Source organism: Pseudomonas sp. RA_35y_Pfl2_P32, assembly GCF_963970735.1.
Taxonomy (GTDB): domain Bacteria; phylum Pseudomonadota; class Gammaproteobacteria; order Pseudomonadales; family Pseudomonadaceae; genus Aquipseudomonas.
Genome location: NZ_CAXAQF010000027.1, coordinates 42,882 through 66,282, shown reverse-complemented (window position 1 = coordinate 66,282; position 23,401 = coordinate 42,882). Strand labels below are relative to the sequence as shown.

The window sequence follows — 23,401 nt, the reverse complement described above, 5'->3', positions numbered from 1 at the left end:
TTTTTACCCAGGTCGATGGCGGCGATAGCTACGTTGTTCATGAGAATGGTCTCCGATGGGCCCCTTGCGAAAGCTTAGTGAGCTATCGCAAGGGGCGGTGGGGGTAACCATTTCATTAGTGATTCTGGCTGCTCTCAGATCCCGCATACACCCACCACATTTATGCGGGCCGCCAGGCCCGCACCTACAAGTACCCTCTGCGTCAACTACCAGTGCACCGGCTGACAAGCCAGCCACCCGCGCGTCGGCGTAGCTTGGTGGCGTGGGCGAACGACGCGATACGCGCTCCAACCTCAATAACAACAAGACCTCTGGTGACCCATGAGTACAGTAGATCCGATCACCCTGGCGGTGGTGCGCGGCGCGCTCGAGACTGCGCAGCGGGAAATGACCCTGACCCTGGAAAAAACCGGTCGCTCGAGCGTGTTCAACCTCGCTCACGACTATTCCAATGCCCTGTTCGACCACCTTCCGGAAATGATCCTGCAAGGCCAGGACATCCCCATCCACCTCGGCTCGCTTATCCCGGCGATGAAGTGCGTCGCCGGCTTCTTCGGCGACGACATCCACGAAGGCGATGTGATTTACCACAACGACCCGGCCTACAAAGGCAGTCATATCCTCGACTGCTGCATGTACAAACCGGTGTTCTACCAGGGCGAACTGGTGTTCTGGGCCGTGTGCAAAGGCCACCTGACCGACATCGGTGGCCCGGTGCCCGCCGGCTACAACCCCGACGCCAAGGAGATCTACGCCGAAGGCCTGCGCATCCCCCCGGTCAAGCTCTGGTCCCAGGGCAAGCGCCGCGAGGACGTGATCAACCTGCTGCTGACCAACATGCGCGCCCGGGCCTACCAGGAAGGTGATCTCAACGCGCAATACGGCGCCTGCACCGTCGGCGAACGGCACTTGCTGCACTTGCTCGAGCGTTATGGGGTGGAGCAGGTGCGGGCCTGCATCGCCGAACTCAAGGACATGGCCGATCGGCACATGCGCGCCCTGCTGCGCGAAGTCCCCGACGGTTTCTACAGTGGCACCGCGGTGCTGGAAGATTCCGGCCACGGCCTGGGCGAGCTGGCAATCACCGCGCGGGTGGAGATTCGCGGCGACGAGGCCCACGTGCTGATCGAAAGCCCGCCCCAGGTGCCGTACTTCATCAACTCCTATGCCGGCAACTCGGTGTCGGGGGTGTACCTGGGATTGATGATGTTTGCCCAGGTGCCGCCGCCCTACAACGAAGGCCTGTACCGCTGCGTGACGGTGGACCTCGGGCCGCCCGGCACCCTGTGCAATGCCGCAGAACCGGCGCCCCACGTCAACAGCACCACCACGCCCATGGAAACCCTCGCGGACGCGGTGCGCCAGGCCCTGGAACAAGCCGCGCCGGAGCGAGTCACGGCGTCCTGGGGCCACGCCAGCGGGATCAACATTGCCGGCCATGACCCGCGCAATGGCAACGCCGAATACGTGACCATGGTCCTCGCCTCGATCATCTCCGGCGCTGGCGCCAACCAGGCCATGGACGGTTGGCCGGCGTGCGGGCCGCTGTGCTGCTTCGGCGCGCTGATGTCCGGTGACATCGAGTTGCTCGAGTACTCTTACCCGATCCTGATCCACCGCTACAGCCTGATGACCGACAGCGGTGGCGCCGGTGAATTTCGCGGCGGCTCAGGGACCCGTATCGAAATCGAACCGCTGGACCACGGGATGACGGTGGTCGGCTTCGGCGAAGGCCGGCAACTGCCCACGGCGGGGGCCGCAGGTGCCAATAACGTGCTGCTGGAACCGAAACTGGGGCGGCTGATCCACCGCAAGGTCGATGGCGCAGAAGACCACTTCACCTACAACGCACAACTGACGGCCCAGCCGGGCGAACGGGTGATCAACCTCAACCCCGGCGGCGGTGGCTATGGCAACCCGTTGCGCCGGCCCGTGAGCCGCGTGCTGGAAGATGTCCGCAACGGCCTGGTGTCGCCCGAAGGCGCGCGCCGCGAATACGGCGTGGCCATCGACGGCAACGGCCAGGTCGACGACGCCGCGACCCACGCCCTGCGCACCCCCCACTGATCATGCCCAGCCCCTTGAGCCATCTGGAATCCGACACCATGAGCCAACCACACTATCGCCTGGGCATCGACGCCGGCGGCACCTTCACCGACTTCATCCTCGCCGATCGCCAGGGCAACGTGCAGTTGTTCAAAGCCCCCTCCACCCCCCAGGACGGCACGCTGGCGATCCGTAACGGCCTGGCGCAAATCGCTGACGCCATCGGCCGCACCCCGGCCCAGATCATTGCCGACTGCGACCTGTGCATCAACGGCACCACCGTGGCCCTCAACGCCCTGATCGAAAAGACCGGGGTCAAGGTCGGCCTGCTGTGCACCGAAGGGCATGAGGACAGCCTGGAAATCCGCCTGGGCCACAAGGAGGACGGGCACCGCTACGACGCCAGCTATCCGCCCGCCTACATGTTGGTGCCGCGCCACCTGCGCCGGCCCATCAGCGGCCGGATCATCAGCGATGGGCGTGAGCATACGCCGCTGGATGAGCAGGCGATCCATGCAGCCATCGAGTACTTTCGCCAAGAGCACGTCAAGGCGGTGGCGATTTCCTTCGTCTGGTCGGTGCGCAACCCCAGCCACGAACAACGCGCCGCCGAACTGGTACGCGCAGCACTGCCGGACGTGTTCGTCTGCACCGGCAATGAAGTGTTCCCGCAGATCCGCGAGTACACCCGCACCTCCACCACCGTGGTCAACGCCTACCTGAGCCCGGTGATGGGTCGCTACATCGAGCGCATCGACGCGCTGTTCGAAGAGCTCGGGGCACGACAGCCGACGCGCTACTTCCAGTCCAACGGCGGCCTGGCCCCCGGCCTGGTAATGCGCGAACGCGCGGTCAACGCCATCAACTCCGGCCCCGCCTCCGCGCCCCAGGCCGGCCTGTGCGTGGCCCAACCGTTCGGCATCGACAACGTGATCACCGTCGACATGGGGGGCACCTCGTTCGACATCACCCTGAGCAAGGCCGGGCGCACCAACTTCAGCAAGGACACCGACTTCCTGCGCTACCGCATCGGCGTGCCGATGATCCAGGTCGAAACCCTCGGCGCCGGCGGCGGCTCGATTGCCTTCCTCGACGACTTCGGCATGCTCCAGGTCGGCCCGCGCAGTGCCGGGGCCAATCCGGGGCCGGTGTGCTACGGCAAGGGCGGCGTCGAGCCGACGGTCACCGACGCCAACCTGGCCCTCGGTTACCTGGCCGATGGCGCGTTGCTTGGCGGCAGCATTCGCTTGAACCGCCAGGCGGCGATCGAGGCGATTCGCAGCAAAATTGCCGAGCCCCTGGGCATCAGCGTGGAGCGGGCGGCCACCGGCATCATCACCCTGGTCAACCTGAACATGGTCAGCGGTATCCGCCGGGTCTCGGTGGAACGCGGCTACGACCCCCGGGACTTCGCCCTGATCGGTGCCGGAGGCGCGGCGGGCATGCACGTCATGCGCCTGGCCGAGGAGATCGGCAGCAACGTGGTGCTGATCCCCAAGGTCGCCTCGGGCCTGTGTGCCTACGGGCAGATTCTCTCGGACATCCGCTACGACCAGTTGACCACCCTGCCCATGCGCCTGGACGACGACCGGGTCGACCTGCCCCTGCTCAACCGGACCCTGGGCGAGCTGCGCGAACGGGGCATGGACAACCTGCGCGAAGACGGCTTCGACGCCGGCAACAACGTCGAGTGTCGGTACAACCTGGAGATCCGCTACCTGGGCCAGATCCACGAATGCAGCGTCGAACTGTCCTGCGACCAGCTCGACCCAAGCGCCCTGGCGGCCTTGCGCGATGCCTTCCACACTCGGCACAAGGCGCTGTTCTCCTACAGCGAACCGCAAAGCCCGATCGAGTTGGTCAACCTCGAATGCTCGGTGATCGCGCGCCTGCAACGCCCGCCCATGCCCGAGTTGCCGCCCGCCACCAGCAACGCCCCGGCCCAGGCCAGCAGCCACCGTCCGATGTTGTTCGATGCCCAGGCGGCCTGGCAGCAGACCCCGGTGTACAACGGTGAGCACCTGCAGGCCGGGCAGACGGTCGAGGGGCCCTGCGTGATCGAGGAAGCGACCACCAACATCGTGGTGCCGCCGGGCTGGCGCGCGACCCTCGCGCCGTCTGCCACCTACCGGCTGACGCGTGGCGGTTGACCCCTTGTAGCCATTGGCAAATGATGGCTTCCACGCGGCGCCGCCGGTCCTGGCGGCGCCGTCCTCAGAAGAACAACAACACGAGGGCAGCCATGGCACACACCGTTTCCACCCGCCACTGGTCCGACAGCGAACGCCAGCCCCGCTGGGCGCAAGCGATCGGCAGTGCCTATTTCCCGTTGTCCCTGGAGTTTGCCGCCAGCGACCGTTTCAGCGGCAACCTGCAAATCTGGGAAACCGCCAGCACGCCCCTGACCCTATCGCGCCTGCGTTCCAGTCAGCTCGGCTATTCGCGCAGCAAGGCCCAGGTCAGCGAAGACCAGCAAGCCTGCTACCTGGTAACCGTACCGCGGCGCAGTGAGGTGCATTTCGAGCAGGACGGCCGCGCCCTGCACTGCCAGCCCGGCGGGTTCATTTTCGAGCGCGGTGATGCGCCTTATCGCTTTCACTACGCCAGCGACAATGACCTGTGGGTGTTCAAGCTGCCGGAGCAAGCACTGCACGGCCAACTGCGCGGTGCCGAACGCTATACGCGCTTTTGCTTCGACGCCCGGCGTGCCCTGGGCCGAATCTTCGTCGATCAGTTGGCGATGTGCGCCGCGCGCTTTGACGAGTGCGACGCCAGCGCGCGCCACATGTTGCTGGAACAGGCCCTCTCGACCCTGCTGATGGCCCTGCGCGACGATGAGCGCGTGCTCAGCAGCGAGAGCTCGAACCTCGCCGCCCTGCACCTGCAACGCATCGAACGCTACGTTGAACAACAACTGAGCAACCCCGACCTCAACCCGCAGCAGATCGCCGAGGCCTGCGGGGTGTCGGTGCGCTACCTGCACAAACTCTTCAGCAGCACCCCCTACAGCCTGGGCGAGTGGATTCGCCGGCGCCGGCTCGAGGCCGTACACCGTGGCCTGCTCGACCCCAACTGCCACCTGTCGATCGGCGCCCTGGCCATGCGCTGGGGCTTCAGCGACCAGGCGCAGTTCACCCGCAGCTTCCGCCAGCATTTCGCCTGCACCGCCCGTGAAGTCCGCGCCAGCCGACCCACCTGATCCCACCAGCCCCAACCGGTTCTGCTTCAGGCGGAAATCCGCTAGGCTTGGTTTTTTCTCTCCAGGATGGACCCAGGTATGCCCGTGCTCGACACCTCCCTGCAAGACACCGCCGCCCCCGAAGGCGTTTGTTATGGCTGCGGCAGCCGCAACCCCCATGGCTTGCACATCAAGAGCCGCTGGCATGAGGATGGCGTGCACGTGGTGGCCGAGCACCTGCCGGACGCCAAGTACTGCGGCTGGCCGGACCTGGTCTACGGCGGCTTGATTGCCATGCTGGTGGACTGCCATTCCAACTGGGCAGTGATGGCTTACCACTACCGCGCCGAACAGCGCGAACCCGGCAGCCTGCCGCGCATCAACTGCGTCACCGGCAACCTGGGCATCAAGTTCATCAAGCCCACCCCCATGGGCGTACCGCTGACCTTGCGGGCGCGGGTCGAAGGTGACGTCGGGCGCAAGAGCCGGGTGATCTGCGAGGTGTATGCCGGCGAGGTGCTCACCGCCGTCGGCGATTCGGTGTTCGTGCGGGTCGACACCGGACAACTGGCCGCTGCCGCCCACGGTCGCGAGACCGCTTCGGACAACTGAGGATGATCGGCGGGCAGCGCCAGGGCGATGCCCTTCCCTGGCGTTACTGGTGGGCCACCTTGTAGCGCACGCAGTCCTTGTAGAAGCTCTCGCGCACCGCCGCCGGCTTGAACCGCGACGGGCTGTCGTAGGTCTGCTCGGTAATGCCCAGGGCCATCATGCGCATCCACGACTTGTTGAACCTGTAGGTCTTGATCTTCTGCCGCGCGGCATACAGGGAAACCCCCGACAGCTTGAGCTCCTGGGCCCTGGCCGCAGTACCGGCGCCCCAACTGCAGACATACCGGTCGTTGGCCGGCAACTCCTTGGCCTGTACAGCTGCCGCGACGCTGACCAGGGCAACCAGGATCAGCGCGCTCAGTAGATTTCGCATTAGATATTCCGCCTAACCACCTGAAATTCCGGCAATTTTGACGACACATCGAATGCTCAGGGGCCAGCAAATTGCCTTATCGCTGAAGCTGGCGCTCCCACAGGGGCGGAAACAGCTCGTGCTCCATCGGCACATCGGCGGCCAGCGCCTCGCGCAGCCCCGGAAAATCCGGGGACGTCGCCCAGGGTCGCGGGGCATGGCGCACGTCATCACCGATCACCCGCACCGAAAACGCCCGGCGCCGATTTTTTCCGCCCACCCCTGAGGATGCATGCAGGGTCAGCATGTTGAAGCACACCATGTCCCCCGGTGCCAGCTCCCAGCCCAGGATCGGGAAGTCCTCGCGGTGATTCTCGATGTCGGGCAACTCGCCCAGGGTGCCCTCGGTAAACCACTTGGCCTGGCTGTCCATGAACGAGCGCGGCATCAGCCAAGGCCCCTTGTGGGAGCCACCGATGAATTCCAGGGTCGAGGCCCTGGGCACCGGGTCGACGGGAATCCAGAAACTCACGGTGTCCGAACCACTGATGTTGTAGTACGGCTGGTCCTGGTGCCAGGGGGTGCGCTGACGGGTGTTGGGTTCCTTGACCAGCAAGTGGTCGTGGTACAGGCGCACCTGCTGGCTGCCGAGCAAGGCAGCCGCGATGGGCCCCAGGGCCGAGTTGAAGATGAAGTCGCGGTAGTCGCGGTTTTCCTGCCAGTTGCAGAAGTCCTCGAAGAACCAGCCCGGATCGCTGGCACTGCTGGCGACCTTGGCCCGTGGGCTGGGAGCGGCCAGGTTGGCCTCGATGCCCGCGGTCAATTGGCTGATCTGCTCTGGGGTAAACGCGTTGCGGATGCACACGGCACCCTGGGTCTGGTAGGCCTGCACCGCCTCTTCGCTGATGGGACAGGTAAAACCGGCGTCGGCCAATCGGCTCATTTCGTTCATGACGTTGGCCTCACTCACCGTAAATGTCGAAATTGAAGTACTTCTTGGCGATCTGCTCGTACTCGCCGGACTGCCGGATGCTGGCCAGGGCGGTGTTCAGTTGCTGCTTGAGCTCGGGTTCGTTCTTGCGAATGCCGATGGCCACGCCGTCGCCAATGATGCTTTTGTCGGTGATCGGCTCGCCGGCGAAGGCAAAGTCCTGGCCCTGGGTTTTTTGCAGCAATCCGGCATCGGCCTGCACCGAGGCCTGGAAGGTGGCCTCCAGGCGCCCGTTGATCAGGTCGGAAAACACCTGGTCCTGGGTCTGGTAGGTATGGATGTTGACGCCCTGGTTGCCCCATTGCGCGCGGGCGAAGGCTTCATGCAGGGTGCCTTGCACCACGCCCACGGACTTGCCCTTGAGGGAGGCGGCGGTGGGCAGCAGCCCGCTGCCTTTCCTGGCCACCAGCGACGACGGCGCGGTGTAGATCTTGTCGCTGAAATCCACCTGCTGGCGGCGCGCGGCGGTGGCGCTGAAGGCCGACAGGATGGCGTCGAACTTGCGCGCCTTCAAGGCCGGGACCATGCCGTCGAAATTCTGCTCGACCCAGATGCACTTGACCTGCAGTTCGGCACACAGGGCGTTGCCCAGGTCGATATCAAAACCGCTCAGCGAGCCGTCCGGCTGCTTTTGTTCGAACGGTGGGTAGCTGGGGTCGACGCCAAATTTGATCACCGGCTGGGCCTGGGCCAGGGGCGCGAACAGGGCGCCGAGCAACAGGGCGCGGTAGCGACGTTTCAAGAGCTGCATGTAGACCTCGTCTTTTATTGGTTTTCACGGTTGGGCAGGTCGTCATTCAAGGGTGGAGCGGTAAAAAGGCCTCGGTCAGCTTGACCCAGAAACCGGCCCCCCGCAGCAGGATGTCGTCGTTGAAGTCGTAGCGCGGGTCGTGGGCCATGCAGCTTTTTTCCCCGTCACCGTTGCCGATGATCAGGTAACAGCCAGGGACTTGCTGCAGGAAGTAGGCAAAATCCTCGCTGCCGTTGAAGGGCACAATGTCGTTCAGGACCTCGTCCTCACCCAACCAGTCAGTGGCCACCTGGCTGGCAAAGCGGGTCATCTGCGCATCGTTGACCAGCAGCGGGTAGTCGGCACTGTAGTGGATATCGGCGCTCGCGCCGAATGCCTGGGCCTGGGCGTGAATCAACTGCTTGATCTGGCTCTCCAGACGGTCCCTGACGGTGTTGTTCAGCGCCCGCACCGAGATCAGCATCTGCGCGCTGTCGGGAATCACGTTGGAGGCCTTGCCGGCGTTGATCGAGCCGACGGTAATCACGCTCATGTCCTGGGGTGAGACATTGCGCGAGACGATGGTCTGCAAGGCCATGATGATGCTGGCGCAAACCACCACCGGGTCCACGGTCAAATGGGGCATCGCACCATGCCCACCGACCCCGTGGACGGTCACCGTGACCTGATCGGCGGAGGCCATGAACGGTCCGGCCCGAAAGCCCAGCTTGCCCACCGGGTAGCCGGGCATGTTGTGCGCCGCGAACACCGCGTCACAGGGAAACTGTTCCAACACCCCCTCCTGGATCATCCGCCGAGCACCCGCCAGGCCCTCCTCGGCCGGCTGGAAAATCAAATGCACGGTGCCGTCGAAGGGGTGGTCATGGGCCAGGGCATAGGCCGCCGCCAACAGCATCACGGTGTGCCCGTCGTGCCCGCAGGCGTGCATCTTCCCCGGGATCCGGCTGGCATACGGCAGGCCGGTCTTCTCCAGGATCGGCAGCGCGTCCATGTCGGCGCGGATGCCGATCACCCGGGTGCTGGTGCCTTTTTTCAGGGTGCCGATCACCCCGGTCTCCGCCAGCCCGCGCGTCACCTGATAACCCCACAGGCTTAGACGCTCGGCGACCAGGGCGCTGGTCTCGACTTCCTGGTAGCCGAGTTCGGGGTTGGCGTGGAGCTGATGGCGCAGCGCGCGCATCTCCTGTTCGATTTCTTGCAACAGCGGCAGGGACTGGGTCATGGTCAGCAATTTCCTTGTTGAACGTCAGGCCGGGATTGCGCACAGTGCCAAGGCGTTTTCTGCCAGGTCCTGCAGCTCCCTGGCACAGGTGCAGCGCGTGGTCGCTATGGGTCCGAGCTTAGAGCCAGGGAGCCGGCGCCGACAGGCAATCGAAAGTCAACAGGGCAACCCAGGGTTAACAGCGGTGGACACCATGAAGTTCTATCAACTCAATGCACTGGTGGCCGTGGCCGACGCGGGCAGCATCCGTGGCGCCGCCAAGCGCCTGGACACCTCGCCGGCCGCGGTGACCAAGGCGATCCAGAAACTGGAAGCCGACACCGCGACCCAGTTACTGATCCGCAACACCTCGGGGATCGTGTTCACCGAACTGGGCAAGAAGCTGTTGATCCAGGCCCGCTTGCTGGTGGCGCAGATGGTCAACGCCCGCCAGGTGCTGGCCGACAGCAATGGCGAACTGGTGGGACGCTTGTCGGTGGCGGTGACCCCCTGGCTGGCGATGACGCTGATGCCCAAGGCGGTGGTGCGCTTTCGCCAGTTGTTCCCGCAGGTGCAACTGGAACTGTATGAGGGGCTGTCGTCGGTGGCCTGCCCGCTGCTGCGCGATGCCAGCGTCGACCTGTTTATCGGGCGCCTGGACACGCGGTTTTCCAGCAGCGACCTGACCTACCTGCCGCTGTTCACCGCCGACTGTGCGGTGGTGGCCCGCCGGGAACACCCGCTGGCGGACAGCCGGCGCATGGAGGACCTGGCGGCGGCCGACTGGATCATGGCGTCGCAGCAGGACGGCACGATCTCCACCCAGGGCCATGTGCACTTCGCCCATTCGCTGTCGATCATCCTCAGCCTGCTGCGCGAAACCGATATGCTCAGCGTCTTTCCCTGGCCGCTGGTGGAGCTCTGCGCACAACGCGAAGGCCTGTGCGCCCTGCCCTTGCGCGAGCCGGTGGGCAGCGCTTCGGTCGGTGCCATCAGCCGCAGCGGGCAACCGCTGCGGCCAGCGGCGGAGCGGTTCCTGGAATGCCTGATCGAAACCATCCACTTCGAGATGGGCCATGCCCACTCGCCGTATCGACGCATGTTGCAGACCGTGGATTTACTGGTGTGAGGCGCTCAGGATGACGCCGTGGCAGACCTGTACCTTTTGACCCGGTACATCTCGCCATCCGCATGGCGGAGCAGCGTATCGGCATCCTGGCCGTCGGCGGGATAACAGGCCACGCCGATGCTGCACGAGGGCATGCTGATCGCACCAAATTCGGCACCCAGCGGCTCGGCCATGGCCGCGAGGATCTGCGCCACCTTGTGCGCCACCGCGTCCGGCGACTGGATGTCGGTCAACAGCACCGTGAACTCATCCCCCCCCATCCGGGCCACCGTGTCCGTCTCGCGCACACACGCGTGCAGCCGGCGGGCGATCGTACAGAGCACCCGATCGCCAGCGGCGTGGCCATGGATATCATTGATCTGCTTGAAGTCATTGATATCCAGGAACAGCAACGCCAGCGTGCGCTGCTGCCGGTGGGCGGCGTGCAGCGCTGAGTCCAGTCGATCATTGAACAGCGAGCGGTTGGTCAGTTGGGTCAGCGGATCATGATGGGCGAGAAACCGTAGCTCCTGCTCGGCCTGCCACAGGGCCGTCACGTCCCGAGCGACGCCGATCCGCGCCCCCACCTCCTCGGACCAGAACGCCGCCCACAGGATGTGGACGACAGCGCCATCCTTGCGCAGATAGCGGTTGCGAAAATCCACATGGGGCTGGCCATTCATGACCCGGACAATCGAAGCCCGCGTGATCGCCAGGTCGTCAGGGTGCATGTAGTCGGTGATCGGGGTGCCGATCATCTCATCGGCGCGGTAACCGAGCAGCGTCTCGCAGGCGTCGCTGACAAATGCAATCTGGTTATCCCGATCAACGACAAACACCGTGTCCAGCATCAGATGGATCAGTTTGGGATAGAGCGCTTGCAGGTCTACGGCCATAGGTCAGTGCAATCTGGTTCGAATCGACTGATCATGCCCGATCACCCGGGGCGCCGGCTAGGGATCCTTGGGCAGACAGGTTCAATCACTGATGACCTGCCCTGTACGCGAGCGGGTTGAACACCTGCAACGTGGCAGCCCCTCTGGAAAAGTCTCCTGCACTCAATGGACAAAGACAGCTTGAATGACGACCTTCTACGGTTTTCAGGGCAGCACTACAAAAAAACTAGACTGTAGTAAACACTACACATACACTCGATATCGATGATGTGAAGCAAATCAAACAAACCCATAAGAACCGCACACATGACCAATTTGCGAGAACGCCTCACTGATCCTGCGCTGAACCCAACGCCTTCTGAACGCAAGGTGATCCGCGCATTGCTCGACCACTACCCGCGCAGCGGTTTGGGGCCCATGGCCAAACTGGCTGGACATGCCGGCGTCAGCGATCCGACCATCATGCGCCTGGTCAAAAAGCTGGGGTTCATTGGTTATGGTGACTTCCAGGATGCCTTGCTCAGTGAGATGGACCATCGCCTGCGCTCCCCTGTCACCCTCTTGCAACCCCGCTCGCACTCCTCCCAGGACGATTCCTGGACGAGGTACCTGGATGAGAGCAGTCGCAGCCTGCAAGAAACCCAGGCGCTGACCCAACCTGAAGATGTGCGCGTGCTGGTTGAGCTCATACTCGATACCCGTCACCAGATTTATTGCTTTGGTGGACGCCTGAGCAGTTTCCTGGCCGGCTACCTGGTGGGTCACCTGCGCCTGCTGCGCCCAGGCTGCCATGCACTGGAAGACAACGCCCAACTGCCGGACCGCCTGTACGACGTCCAGCGCCAGGACATTGTCCTGCTGTTCGACTACCGCCGTTATCAGACCCAGGCGCTGCGCGTTGCCAACGCCGCCAAGGCACGTGGGGCACGCGTCGTGCTGTTCACCGACATTTACGCCTCGCCCTTGCGCGAACTCGCCGACCTGGTCATCAGCGCCCCCGTTGAGTCGATCTCTGCCTTCGACACGATGGTGCCGGCCCTGGCGCAGGTTGAAGCCCTGATTGCCGCTCTCACAGTGCGCACCACGGACCTGGAAGATCGCCTGGAAGGCATCGACAAACTGCGCACCCGTTTCGCCGCCCACCTCCTTGAGGAAAAACAATAATGTTCACACTCCCTCATCAATCGCCACGCGACCTTCCCTACGTGCACGGCCACACCGCCCTGCTGCTGGTGGACATGCAACGTGCCTGGCTAGACCCGCAGTTCGATCCACATTTACACGACCCTGAGGCGCAGTATTTCCTGACACGCACTCAGGCCGAGGTCATCCCCAACCAGCAGCGGCTCCTCAAGACGATGCGCGACGCCCAGCAAAATGTGCTTCATACCATCATCGAAAGCCTCACGGCCGACGGGCGTGACCGCTCCCTGGACCACAAGCTGTCGGCTATGCACTTGCCCAAGGGCAGTTACCCCGCCGGCATCATCGACGAACTGGCCGCCCGTGAAAACGAAGTGATCTTGCCCAAGACCTCATCCGGGGTGTTCAACTCCACCAACATCGATTACGTGCTGCGCAACCTTGAGACCCGCCATTTGATCATCGCGGGTATCGTCACCGATCAGTGCGTGGACATGGCGGTGCGCGATGCGGCGGATCGCGGCTACCTGGTGACGCTGGTCGAAGATGCGTGTGCCACCTACACATCGGCCCGGCACCAGGCCTGCCTGCAAGCAATCAAAGGCTATTGCTGGATCACTGACACCGAGACCGTGATCCAACGGCTGCAGGAGATGCAAGCATGAGCCGGCCCACACCTGACACTGGCATGATCGGCCCTGTTGCGATGACCACGATCGTCACCACCGACTTGATCGGCATCACCCGCGGTCGCTCATTTCCCACCGACGAACTTGAAAGCTATCAAGCCAGCGGCTGTGGCTGGGTGCCCGCCAACAGTGCACTGACCCCACAGGATGTAGTGGCCGAGAACAATCCCTGGGGCGCTTATGGCGACTTGCGGCTGATCCCGGACATGCACACTCGCGTCAAGGTACCTAACGGTCCCGACGCCACTGCACCGGGCCTGGATTTCATTCACGCCGATATTTGCGAGACCGATGGTCGGCCCTGGGCGGCGTGTCCGCGCACACTGTTGCGCACCGAAGTCGAACGCTACCGCGACCAATTGGGCCTGGAGGTCACGGCTGCTTTCGAACACGAGTTCAACCTCGGCGAGTTGGATGCGCCGCTCTCGCACCGGGCATTCTCGCTAGGCGCCCAGCACCACGCGGCCAGCTTTGGCGGCTGGCTGCTCAGTGCCTTGAGGGCCGGCGGGGTCGAGCCTGAAATGTTCCTGCCCGAGTACGGCAAGGCGCAGTACGAAATCACCTGCCGCCCGACCCAAGGCGTTGCCGCGGCCGACCGGGCGGTGAACGTGCGCGAAATCACCCGCGAAATCGCTCGCCAGATGGGCCTGGCCATCAGCTTCTCACCCAAGCTGCAAGAGGATGGCGTCAGCAACGGGGTGCACCTGCATATCAGCCTGCAGGACCAACAAGGCAACCCGGTGATGTACGACCCCGACACCAGCAATGGCTTGTCGACACTGGGCCAGCATTGGGCTGCCGGCGTGTTGAAGTACTTGCCAGCATTGTGTGCTTTCAGCGCTCCGACGCCGATCTCCTACCTGCGCTTGAAGCCCCATCACTGGAGTGCGTCCTACGCCTGCCTGGGGCAACGCAACCGTGAAGCTTCGCTGCGCATTTGCCCGACGATCACCATTGGCGGCAAATCACCGGCAAACCAGTACAACCTTGAGTTCCGACCGCTGGACGCCACTGCTTCGCCGCACCTGAGCATGGCAACGGTATTGATCGCCGGCCGGCTGGGCATCGAACAGAAACTCGCGCTGAACGCCACCACCGATGAAGAGCCCGACACCCTGACCGACGAACAACGGCAGGCGCGCCACATCGTCGCTCTACCAGGCTCCCTGGGCGAAGCTCTGGATTGCCTGCGCCACCACTATGAGCTGTTCGAAGCGCTGCCGAAACTGATGCTGGACGCTTACTTCGCGATCAAGACTCAGGAGCTCAAGTCGACAGATTCATTCACTCCTACCGAACTCTGTGACCACTATGCCCGCATCTACTGAAAACCCGGAACAGGGCTTGTACAGCGAGCCGGTCTACACCCTGAGCCAAGAGGATTCCGGGCACCCGGTGATCCTGGTGTGTGAGCATGCAAGCCCCTACATACCGCAGCAACTGGAGCGCCTGGGGCTCAGTCGCGAGGCGGCACGCGAGCATATTGCCTGGGACATCGGCGCCCTGGACCTGGCGCAACAATTGTCAAAAGCCCTGGGGGCAACCCTGATCTCGGCAGGTTATTCACGTCTGCTGATTGACCTGAATCGCCCCCTCGAGGCGCCTGACAGCATTCCAGAGCGCAGTGAAATCTATCCGGTGGCCGGCAACCAGAACCTCGACGAGACCGCACGTCAGTATCGACGGGACTGCCTGTTCGACCCTTTTCATCAAAGGCTCAGCGCCCTGATCGACGCCCGGCTTGCCGCTGGCCGCGCCGTACGAGTCGTTGGGATTCACAGCTTCACCCCGATCTACTTCGGCCAGCCACGCACCCTGGAAATCGGCGTGTTGTACGCTCGCGCCCAGGCCTATGCCCAACGTTTGCTCGAAGGCCTCGCGGCCCAGGGTCTCAAGGCGGCGGCGAACCAGCCGTATGAAATCAACCCGCTGGAGGATATGACCGTCCCCTTTCACGGTGATAGTCGCGGCATTGAGGCTGCGCTGATCGAGGTCAGGAACGACCTGCTACGCAGCCCGCAAGCCGTACAGGCTTGGTCGGATGCTTTAGCTCCACTGCTCTGAACGCTGTTGCTTGGTAAATCGGTAATACAACTATAAAAACACCGCTTGGGCGCCTTTAAACCTGCCGGGTTCAAAAACTTGCTTCAGTCGCCGCCGTTACCCGGCAGTGACTGGGCATCCGCCTTACTCGCTTACGGAGTACCCTGTCATGGCCGTCGAAAATTTTGGTTATAAACAAGAATTAAAACGCAGTTTGTCGCTCGCCGACCTGGTGGTCTATGGAATGATCTTCATGATTCCCATCGCCCCCTTCGGTGTGTACGGCTACGTCAACCAAGAGGCCTCCGGAATGGTTCCGCTGGCCTACATCATTGGCATGGTTGCCATGCTGTTCACGGCATTGAGCTACGGCAACATGGCACGGGCCTTTCCCATCGCCGGTTCCGTGTACTCCTATGCGCAACGGGGCGTGCACCCCAACCTTGGGTTCATTGCAGGCTGGCTGCTGTTGCTGGACTACTTGCTGATTCCACCGTTGCTGTACATCTACGCCGCCATGGCACTCAACCACCTCTACCCTGATATTCCGAAGTTCGGTTTTATCTTCGCCTTTCTGATCAGTGCGACCCTGGTCAACCTGCGCGGCATCACTTTCACGGCCCGCATGAACATCCTGTTCCTGCTCGCGCAGCTCACGGTCCTGGGTATTTTCCTGGCCTGTGCCTGGCAGGCACTGCACGCAGGTGGCGGGAACGGGCAGCTCACATTGGCCCCCCTGTACAACCCGGCGAACTTCAACTTTGGGCTGATGATGCAGGCGGTATCGATTGCGGTGCTGTCGTTCTTGGGCTTCGATGCCATCTCCACACTGGCCGAAGAAACCAAGGGCGATGCCGGGCGAAACGTTGGCAGGGCAGCTCTGATCAGCCTGCTGATCATGGGGGCCATTTTCGTCGCACAAACATGGCTTGCCGCGGACCTGGCCGCGGGCATGGGCTTCACATCGGCCGACACTGCCTTCTATGAAATTGCCGCCATCGCCGGTGGGGATCGACTGGCCTCCCTGGCAGCCATCGCCACAGCGCTGTCCTGGGGGGTTGCGGTCTCCATTACCTCGCAAGCCGCCGTTTCGCGGTTACTGTTTGGGATGGCCCGGGATGGCAAACTGCCAAAAATCCTCGCGAACGTTCACCCCAAATACCGCACGCCGCACGTGAGCATCTATCTGGTGGCGATCCTGTCAGTGGGTATCTGCTACGTCTTTATCAATGCCGTCGACACGTTGACGTCGCTGGTGAACTTCGGCGCGTTAAGCGGCTTTATCATTCTTCATATCACCGTCATCAACTACTACTGGCGCCGCCAGAAAACCGGAAAATTCCTCGCACACCTGATATTTCCACTGATGGGGTTAATCATCACCAGTGCAATCATGTACAACATGGGCCTGGACGCACAAAAACTCGGCTGTGCCTGGATTGCGCTCGGCCTGGTCTACTTGTGCATCCTCAACCGCAAAGGTGCAAACCTGGTGTTATCCAAAGACATTTGATGCACCTTGGCGGTGCGCTGCTGGATGAAAAACGGCGCCGCCCGCCACCCGTGCGGCCCCCCCGCGTGGGGTCACACAGTGCCCCCAGCGTTGGGATCAGTGCGAGATGTCGGCTCAACAGTCAGTCCCATGCATCACCACTTCATGATCATCGGCAATCCAGGACGGAAATCGTGTGTCTGCTTGCGCTCTCCATCTGCGCACGTGAGGCAGTCAAAGAGTTGGGTTGGCGCCGTTAACTGACTTTGAGCTTCTGATTCATCAGTGAGGTGTAGCCCGATGCATTGGCTGCCGGTATCCGTCCTTTGCGCAAGTCGGCGAAACACAGCGACTCGTCTTCTCCCCTGCGACACCGGAGCACGCCGAACCTAGGTCAGGTTCAACCCGCCGTCTGAGAGGAGTATCTCGCCGGTTAAGTAGTCCGACTCGACCAGCATGACAACCGCTTTTGCGATGTCGTCTGGGCTAGCGGCCCTGCGCATAGGTGCGCGAGTTCGCCACAACTCCTGGGCACCTGTCCACTCTGCGGTCAGAGGCGTGTCGACCAAGCCAGGCGCCACAGCGTTTACGCGAATTTCCGGCCCCAGCGTTACCGCGAGCAAGCGGGTCATGTGATTGAGCGCAGCTTTGCTTACTGCATAGGGAATCGATGCCCCCTTGGGACGGACACCGGCATGCGAACTGATGTTTACGACGCAACCTGCTCGACGATAACGGGCGGCATCGCGCAATGCCGACTCGGCCAATGCGACCAGGTGGAAGGGCGCCACGACATTGACCTCGTTGAGCTCGTGCCACACTGCCGAGTTGGCCGAGGCCAGGTCGCCGTGCGCAATGACTCTGCTAATACCGGCGTTATTGACCAATACGTCGAGCTGCCCCCACGCGGCAATTGCCTCGTCAATAAGCCTGACCCTGTCAGCTTCGAAAGCAAGATCCGCTTGCACGTAAACAGCCTGCTTCATTTCGGTAGCCATAGCGCGTCCCGTCTCCGCAGAATTGCGCGAATGGAGCACCACCGCATAGCCTGCCTGACTGAGTACACGTGCAATGGCTGCACCGATACCGGACGTGGATCCTGTCACCAACGCAACGCGTAATACGTTGTCGATTGTCGGATTGGGGCTCATTGGGATATCTCGAATGGGATGCTAGAAAGCCATCACCGTAGCACCAAGCGGGCAATGTCGGCATCAGGCGACCACGATAAGCCGGTATCCATTTTCAAATCAGGGACGCCTGGAAGTCCTGGCGATAATGATGCGTCCGACACCACGCCTTGCATAAGAGGCGCTGCCTAGCGTTGGCCAACTCGCACCGGGAGAAATTAAGCTTGAAATAAGGTTGGCACTTTATCGTCTGATTTTTTTGGACCTGAGCATTTCGAACATGTGCACCTTGAACGCGGAGTCGAACCCCCTTTTCAGCATCGTTCTGGTCAATTACAAAACCCTGGATTTGACCCGGGTCTGTCTGGATCTTTTACATGCACATGCACAAAAAGCCGGCATCCCCGTATGGGTAGTCGACAACGAATCTGCGGATGCCAGCACTGAATACTTGCGCTCACTCGATTGGATCAACCTGATCGAACGCAAGTCGCTCACCCCGGAACCAGGCCACATTGCCCACGGCAACGCCCTGGATATGGCGCTGGAAAAGGTGGATACCGATTACTTGTTTCTGATGCACACCGATACATTCGTCTTTGATCCACACGTATTCACGATGATGATGGAGCATTGTCGTCAAGATCCGGAAGTTGTCGCAGTCGGTTGTACCGAGCAACTCAATCGAGGCGTGCCCAGGACGCTCTGGCGATTCGCTTCGCGCCTGATGAAACATCATTTCCGACGCCTGAAGTTGTCCCTGGGTCTGCGATCCAGAGAACCGAAACCTTATAGGGAAACCTACCTCAAGAGCTTCTGTACGCTTTGGAACATCAAAATCATCAAGCAGCACGGCTTGCATTTTCAACTGGATGATCGAGTACCTGGCTACGCGTTGCAGGATTGGCTGACTGATTTCGGCTACAACGTTGTGTTTCTTTCACCGCGAAAAATCTTCAAGTATCTGGACCACATCCAGGCGGGAACGGTCGCCGCCGCTGGTGGTTATGGTCAGCATCACCGACGCACAAAAATGTACGAAAATATTCTTCAGCGTTTCAATACGTTGAATACGCCCACAGCCTGAACATGGCCAGTTCCGGCTATCGGCCGCGGCAGGATGGATGGATGGCGGTATCTGGGATTGGTGGCTTACAAGGCTACGGCAGGGAACCATAGACAATAAAATGTATGGTCAGCCCATCTCCTGCAACCCCATCGGGTGTTTTCGGTAAAGCTGGCTTGCGCTAATGCAACGCAGTGCCCCCAATAGGCAGGCTGATCCCGAACTCCAGCAGAAAGCCATGAATCTGGTTGGTCGCGACGGTGCGCTGGCCAATCAGGGCATCTCGGACACGATGCAGGGCTGAAAGCGTTTGCTGCTCTGCGGTTTTGATCGAGCAGAAGCGCATTGTGGGGCGGCTCGCCGCCTCGCAAATCGCTTCGGCATCAATGAAGTCGTTTTTGTTGCCTTTGACGAAGGGTTTGACGTACTGCGGGGCAATCAGCTTCACCTCATGGCCCAACGCACCGATCTGTCGAGCCAGCCAGTGGCGCCCCCGCAAGACTCCATCACCACCGTGCAGGCCGGCAGTTGGGCCAATGTGCTGAGCAATTGGCCGCGGTTGGTTTTTTTGCGCAGCACCTGATGACCTTTGGCGTCCTGGCCATGCAGGTGAAAACTGTGTTTGCCGATGTCGATACCGAGAAGCGTCATCGTGTTCATGAGAGATCCTCCGCCGAAAACGAGAAAAGCCCTGCAAGCGTAAACCTGCAGGGCTTCTCGGTCAGGCTGACCATCTCATTAAACCCGCACTAGGCGGGTTTCTTGGGTGTTTCGGGTGGCATTGGAAGCACCTGAAAACAAAAGGTGGTGCCCGGAAACGGAATTGAACTAATGCCTGTGGGCCTTATAAACAAAGGCCTCTTGCGGTTCGGGTCATTTGCTTGCCCCCCCAAAAAAAGAAATATGACAATTCTTGACGCAGACCGACGATACACCGTTGTCATCGAAATACCCGCATAAATCACCACAGGTTCCAGAAGCGGCGACACTTTTACAGCTATGTTTGATAGATCTTGCGACGCAATGGAGCCTGTCATGAAAGCTTTTTTGTGGGTGTTTGTGATTGTTTGCCTCGCCATGAACTCGGCTGGTTGCTCCTCCCGACAACCTTCCATTGCAGCCCAGACCCCGCCAGAGCTCAAACGAGTGAGCCCCAATCCTTGTCTAGACACAGTCTCCATGTGCGAAAGCCGTGATGCGATCGTATTCGTTCATGGGATTTACGGCAGTACGGATACGTTTAAAAACTCCAATACCGGTTTCGACTGGCCTAAAAACATAGGAAGTTCAATTCGAGGCAGACCCATAGACGTTTTTTCACTCGAGTATCAGAACGCGATGGTAGCTTGGGCAAAGGACAAAAACCCCAGCTTCGATGTCGTTGCAAGAGAAGTAAAAGAGTTACTAAAGCCGCTTAGGATGAAGAAATATCGTTCTATTGGATTTATTACACATAGCTTAGGTGGAAACGTAATCTCCACCTACATGGTTATGTTGCTGACAAATCCCGGCCATCCTCAACGATCTCAAGTGGGATATGTCATTAATTTGGCCACTCCGACTTACGGCTCTCAAATTGCGGATATTTCGTCGAGCTTGAAAGACACGTTGGGAATGAACGACTATCTGCTCGAATCGCTGAAGCAAGATAACCTCTATTTAGTAATGCTCGAAGTCTTCAGGAGCGAGGAAAACACGAAAAGTTTAGGGAACGGCTGCCGCCCCTCCAACCTGTATCTTGCAGTGGAAAACAAGACAATCGGCGGAGTACCGATCGTCTTAGCAGACAGCGCCTCTGGTCAGCGTGAAGAGGATGTCAGAGCTCGTCTTTTAGGGGGACGGCGAGTGGCGACAGGTGTTCGGAAGTTTGATCGTGATCATATCGCTATCTCAAAACCAGATGGAGTTGACGATGATGTCTATAAATGGGTAGGAGATATTTTGAACTCCGAATTTGTTCGACTATCCGAGTGGGATGAGCGAGTAAAAGACAAGCCTGCAAAATATCGACTCTGTACGCTGATACCATTTCATCTGGAAAGTTAATTTAGTAGAGCGTTACCAGCTGTATCCAGGCTAGGCAACGCATTGAGCGTTGCTTGACACCGGTTGCAGTCCTTACTACAAGTGCCAATCAACTACCGTACTTTGGGCTTGGCTGCTTTGAGAGCGGAATCGCTCAGGGGCGTGACTTTCAGGGCCATGGAGCACCATTTTGGGGGCATGTGAGATGACCGAACCGGTCATGCCCCCAAAGCTTTGGGCTGCCTAGGTCAGTTTGGGCAACCATAGACCACAAAAAACCCGCACCAGGCGGGTTTCTTGGGTTTTTCGGGTGGTATTGGAAGCACCTGAAAACAAAAGGTGGTGCCCAGAGACGGAATCGAACCGCCGACACGGGGATTTTCAATCCCCTGCTCTACCGACTGAGCTATCTGGGCGCGGCGCAATTAAACGTTTTTTAACCCTGAGGCGTCAAGCATATAAATAAAAATAACTAATGAATACCTATGCTTAGGAGTGTCATTCGGGTGGAAAAACAGAGCCTCAACAAAAACCTGAGCGGCAGGTCGGTACCTGGCTCAGGCCATGAGCCAACGGCAGCCCTTGGCGACCATCAACAATCGACCCAACGATGTCACGCACCATGAGATTGACCACTTCACTGACTGGAAATCTCCAGGATTGCCCGTAGCCCTCCTGAGGCTCGATTTTCCAGTTTGATACTGCCTCCCAGGCGAACGGCAATCGCCTGCACGATCGTCAGGCCCAACCCGGCGCCTTGGTCGTTGCCATGACTGTAAAAGCGTTCGAACAACCGTTCGCGCTCAGCTTCATCTATGCCTGGCCCCTCGTCTTCGACCGACAGCTCGAAGTGCTCCCCTTTTTTGGCCAGTCGAACCGTGATCGTTCCATGCGGTGGGGAAAAGTTTGCGGCATTGGTCACCAGGTTGTTCAGGGCAATATGGATCGCGGCGGGGTCTGCCCTTACCGGTGTCAGCGGGCCGCTGACATCGAATGCCAGTTCCAGCCCCCGGCTCAGCAACCAGGGTGTCAACTGCACCAGCGCTTCGCGGACCGTCGCTTGCAGATCAATGCTGGGCGTTGCGCAAAGCATCGATTGCGGTTCTATCCGTGCCATGGTCAGCAACTGATTAACCAGCCGACTGGTCCGGTCCACACCGGCGATCAAATGCTCAAGGGACTCCCGGCGGTCCTGATCGGAGCCCGATTCCATCAGGTTCTGTGCATGGACCCTGAGAACCGCCAACGGCGTACGCATTTCATGGGCCGCATCGGCGATAAACCGCCGCTCCCGACCCAGCACTTCCTGAATCTGCGCCAGCATCCGGTTCAGTGCGGCCTGCATCGGCTCCAGTTCGGTGGGCAGGGGCACCAATTGCAGCGGTTCAAGGGAGCCGGAATGCCTGGCACGCAGCGTCGTCGCCATGTTTTCCAGGGGCTTGAGCCCCCAGCCGATGGCCAGCCAGATCACCACCGCCAGCACCAGACTGCCGAGCAGGTTGGGCACCACCGTATGGCGAACGATGCGATCCACCAGGTCGGCACGCACATCGTCGCGCTCACCCACCCATATTTTCAGCGCGTATTGGGGGTCATCCAGCAGGAACGCTCGCCATTTGCGGCCATTGAGGTCGACCACGTCACTGAAACCGGTTTTGTCCGGTGCCGCAGTGAAGGCCGGCGCACTGGCGGTGTGCACCAGCAAGGTGCCCTGCATATTCCAGACCTGGAAAGCGATCTTGCTTTCGTAAGGATGGCCGTCGACCTTGGGCACCGCCTGACTCAACGCCAGATTGAACGCCTGATAAAGCTCGGCGTGTTCTTTGCTGGCCATCGGCATGCGCATGATGCCTTGCAACAGACGAGCGTTCTGGGCCAGTTGGGCGTCATAAACCTCATCGATTTCGTGATTGCTGTCGTGCAGGTTGAACACCGTCATGATCAACAGACCGATAAACAGCAGCCCGAGAATCAATGTCAGTGTGCGGCGCCGAATCGAGGTCATGGGCGTTCTTCGACCAGGTAGCCGACGCCGCGTATGGTACGGATCAGATTGCTGGAGAACTTCTTGCGCAGGTGATGGATATGCACCTCCAGGGTGTTGCTTTCCGCCTCTTCGCTCCAGCCATAGAGCAGCTGCATTAAGTGGTCGCGGGTCATCACCCGCCCTGGCGGCGACAGCAGTTCGTGAAGCAACTGATACTCCTTGGGCGTGAGGGAGACCGGCTCGCCCTGGTAGTTGACTTGCTGGGTACGTGGGTTGAGGCTGATCCCGGCGTGTTCGATCAGGACTTGGGCACGCCCGGCGCTGCGCCGCAACAACGCACGCAGGCGAGCTTTGAGCTCGGCCAGATCAAAGGGTTTGATCAGATAGTCATCGGCACCGGCGTCCAACCCGGCGATTCGATCTTCGGTGGCATCGCGGGCGGTGAGAATCAGCACCGGCAGGTTGGAGCCACTGTCCCGAAGGCGCCGTAGCACTTCAAGACCATCCATGCGCGGCAACCCCAGGTCCAGCAATGCCAGGTCAAAGGTTTCGCTGAGTAGCGCATGCAGGGCGCTGCTGCCATCGCGTACCCAGTCGACGGTATACCCTTCGCGGCCCAGGGCTTGATAGATGCCCTCCCCCAGCGCCCAGTCATCCTCGATCAGTAATAAACGCACACGCAAGCCCCCTG

Annotated in this window: 20 protein-coding genes, 1 tRNA gene and 1 pseudogene; 12 read left to right on the top strand and 10 right to left on the bottom strand. The window is 60.7% G+C overall.

Annotated features, from left to right (window positions below; genetic code table 11):
- The first annotated feature begins 321 nt into the window (after window positions 1-321).
- The 4 genes from capB (at window position 322) to AACY45_RS23835 (ending at window position 5,836) form a co-directional block, all read left to right on the top strand.
- Window positions 322-2,067 carry a caprolactamase subunit beta gene (gene capB / locus AACY45_RS23850; RefSeq protein ID WP_339547714.1) on the top strand — a complete coding sequence of 582 codons (1,746 nt, stop codon included), beginning with the start codon at window positions 322-324 and terminating at the stop codon, window positions 2,065-2,067.
- Window positions 2,068-2,105: 38 nt separating this feature from the next.
- The gene (gene capA, locus AACY45_RS23845) at window positions 2,106-4,196 is read left to right on the top strand and encodes a caprolactamase subunit alpha (RefSeq protein WP_339547712.1); all 2,091 of its coding nucleotides are present in this window, start codon (window positions 2,106-2,108) and stop codon (window positions 4,194-4,196) included.
- A gap of 92 nt (window positions 4,197-4,288) precedes the next feature.
- The gene (locus AACY45_RS23840) at window positions 4,289-5,245 is read left to right on the top strand and encodes an AraC-like ligand-binding domain-containing protein (RefSeq protein WP_339547710.1); all 957 of its coding nucleotides are present in this window, start codon (window positions 4,289-4,291) and stop codon (window positions 5,243-5,245) included.
- A gap of 78 nt (window positions 5,246-5,323) precedes the next feature.
- Window positions 5,324-5,836, top strand: a complete 513-nt coding sequence (locus AACY45_RS23835; protein ID WP_339547708.1) for a PaaI family thioesterase — start codon at window positions 5,324-5,326, stop codon at window positions 5,834-5,836.
- Window positions 5,837-5,879: 43 nt separating this feature from the next.
- On the opposite strand, the gene AACY45_RS23830 is transcribed toward AACY45_RS23835, so the two are convergent.
- The 4 genes from AACY45_RS23830 to AACY45_RS23815 all read right to left on the bottom strand — a co-directional run bounded on the left by AACY45_RS23830 (window position 5,880) and on the right by AACY45_RS23815 (window position 9,152).
- Complete coding sequence (locus tag AACY45_RS23830) at window positions 5,880-6,209, bottom strand: hypothetical protein (protein ID WP_339547706.1); 330 nt, start codon at window positions 6,207-6,209, stop codon at window positions 5,880-5,882.
- A 76-nt stretch (window positions 6,210-6,285) separates the two neighbouring features.
- Complete coding sequence (locus AACY45_RS23825; RefSeq protein ID WP_339547705.1) at window positions 6,286-7,140, bottom strand: phytanoyl-CoA dioxygenase family protein; 855 nt, start codon at window positions 7,138-7,140, stop codon at window positions 6,286-6,288.
- 10 nt (window positions 7,141-7,150) lie between these two features.
- A complete protein-coding gene (locus AACY45_RS23820; RefSeq protein WP_339547703.1) occupies window positions 7,151-7,930 on the bottom strand; it encodes an ABC transporter substrate-binding protein in 780 nt (259 codons plus the stop codon).
- A 46-nt stretch (window positions 7,931-7,976) separates the two neighbouring features.
- Window positions 7,977-9,152, bottom strand: a complete 1,176-nt coding sequence (locus AACY45_RS23815; RefSeq protein WP_339547702.1) for a M20 aminoacylase family protein — start codon at window positions 9,150-9,152, stop codon at window positions 7,977-7,979.
- A gap of 193 nt (window positions 9,153-9,345) precedes the next feature.
- Between AACY45_RS23815 and AACY45_RS23810 the strand changes: the two genes are divergently transcribed.
- Window positions 9,346-10,260 (top strand): LysR family transcriptional regulator, encoded by a 915-nt coding sequence (locus AACY45_RS23810; RefSeq protein ID WP_339547700.1) that lies wholly within the window; start codon window positions 9,346-9,348, stop codon window positions 10,258-10,260.
- A gap of 5 nt (window positions 10,261-10,265) precedes the next feature.
- Here AACY45_RS23810 and AACY45_RS23805 read toward each other — a convergent pair whose 3' ends face one another.
- Window positions 10,266-11,135, bottom strand: coding sequence for a sensor domain-containing diguanylate cyclase (locus AACY45_RS23805; protein WP_339547699.1), 870 nt, complete (start codon window positions 11,133-11,135; stop codon window positions 10,266-10,268).
- Between the two features lie 306 nt (window positions 11,136-11,441).
- On the opposite strand from AACY45_RS23805, the gene AACY45_RS23800 reads away from it, so the two are divergent.
- The 5 genes from AACY45_RS23800 to AACY45_RS23780 all read left to right on the top strand — a co-directional run bounded on the left by AACY45_RS23800 (window position 11,442) and on the right by AACY45_RS23780 (window position 16,523).
- Complete coding sequence (locus AACY45_RS23800; RefSeq protein WP_339547698.1) at window positions 11,442-12,299, top strand: MurR/RpiR family transcriptional regulator; 858 nt, start codon at window positions 11,442-11,444, stop codon at window positions 12,297-12,299.
- On the top strand, window positions 12,299-12,943 hold the full coding sequence (locus AACY45_RS23795; protein WP_339547697.1) for an isochorismatase family cysteine hydrolase: 645 nt from the start codon (window positions 12,299-12,301) through the stop codon (window positions 12,941-12,943). The genes AACY45_RS23800 and AACY45_RS23795 overlap by 1 nt, the downstream gene beginning before the upstream one ends.
- Window positions 12,940-14,295, top strand: a complete 1,356-nt coding sequence (locus tag AACY45_RS23790; RefSeq protein ID WP_339547696.1) for a glutamine synthetase family protein — start codon at window positions 12,940-12,942, stop codon at window positions 14,293-14,295. Before AACY45_RS23795 ends, AACY45_RS23790 begins: the two co-directional genes overlap by 4 nt.
- Window positions 14,279-15,031 carry an N-formylglutamate amidohydrolase gene (locus AACY45_RS23785; protein ID WP_339547695.1) on the top strand — a complete coding sequence of 251 codons (753 nt, stop codon included), beginning with the start codon at window positions 14,279-14,281 and terminating at the stop codon, window positions 15,029-15,031. The genes AACY45_RS23790 and AACY45_RS23785 overlap by 17 nt, the downstream gene beginning before the upstream one ends.
- Window positions 15,032-15,179: 148 nt before the next feature.
- Entirely contained in the window at window positions 15,180-16,523 is a 1,344-nt protein-coding gene (locus AACY45_RS23780; protein ID WP_339547716.1) for an APC family permease, read from the top strand.
- 368 nt (window positions 16,524-16,891) lie between these two features.
- On the opposite strand, the gene AACY45_RS23775 is transcribed toward AACY45_RS23780, so the two are convergent.
- Entirely contained in the window at window positions 16,892-17,653 is a 762-nt protein-coding gene (locus AACY45_RS23775; protein ID WP_339547694.1) for an SDR family NAD(P)-dependent oxidoreductase, read from the bottom strand.
- A gap of 259 nt (window positions 17,654-17,912) precedes the next feature.
- Here AACY45_RS23775 and AACY45_RS23770 point away from each other — a divergent pair, with 259 nt between their 5' ends.
- Complete coding sequence (locus AACY45_RS23770; protein ID WP_339547692.1) at window positions 17,913-18,719, top strand: glycosyltransferase; 807 nt, start codon at window positions 17,913-17,915, stop codon at window positions 18,717-18,719.
- Window positions 18,720-18,897: 178 nt separating this feature from the next.
- Here AACY45_RS23770 and AACY45_RS23765 read toward each other — a convergent pair.
- Window positions 18,898-19,358: pseudogene (locus tag AACY45_RS23765) on the bottom strand (IS110 family transposase); the annotation flags it as partial.
- A gap of 375 nt (window positions 19,359-19,733) precedes the next feature.
- Here AACY45_RS23765 and AACY45_RS23760 point away from each other — a divergent pair.
- Entirely contained in the window at window positions 19,734-20,744 is a 1,011-nt protein-coding gene (locus tag AACY45_RS23760) for an esterase/lipase family protein (RefSeq protein ID WP_339547690.1), read from the top strand.
- A 319-nt stretch (window positions 20,745-21,063) separates the two neighbouring features.
- Here the strand turns inward: AACY45_RS23760 and AACY45_RS23755 are convergent.
- The 3 genes from AACY45_RS23755 to AACY45_RS23745 all read right to left on the bottom strand — a co-directional run bounded on the left by AACY45_RS23755 (window position 21,064) and on the right by AACY45_RS23745 (window position 23,387).
- Window positions 21,064-21,139 (bottom strand) — tRNA-Phe (locus tag AACY45_RS23755).
- 221 nt (window positions 21,140-21,360) lie between these two features.
- Window positions 21,361-22,728 carry a sensor histidine kinase gene (locus AACY45_RS23750; RefSeq protein ID WP_339547689.1) on the bottom strand — a complete coding sequence of 456 codons (1,368 nt, stop codon included), beginning with the start codon at window positions 22,726-22,728 and terminating at the stop codon, window positions 21,361-21,363.
- Complete coding sequence (locus AACY45_RS23745; RefSeq protein ID WP_339547688.1) at window positions 22,725-23,387, bottom strand: response regulator; 663 nt, start codon at window positions 23,385-23,387, stop codon at window positions 22,725-22,727. The genes AACY45_RS23750 and AACY45_RS23745 overlap by 4 nt, the downstream gene beginning before the upstream one ends.
- Window positions 23,388-23,401 lie beyond the last annotated feature (14 nt).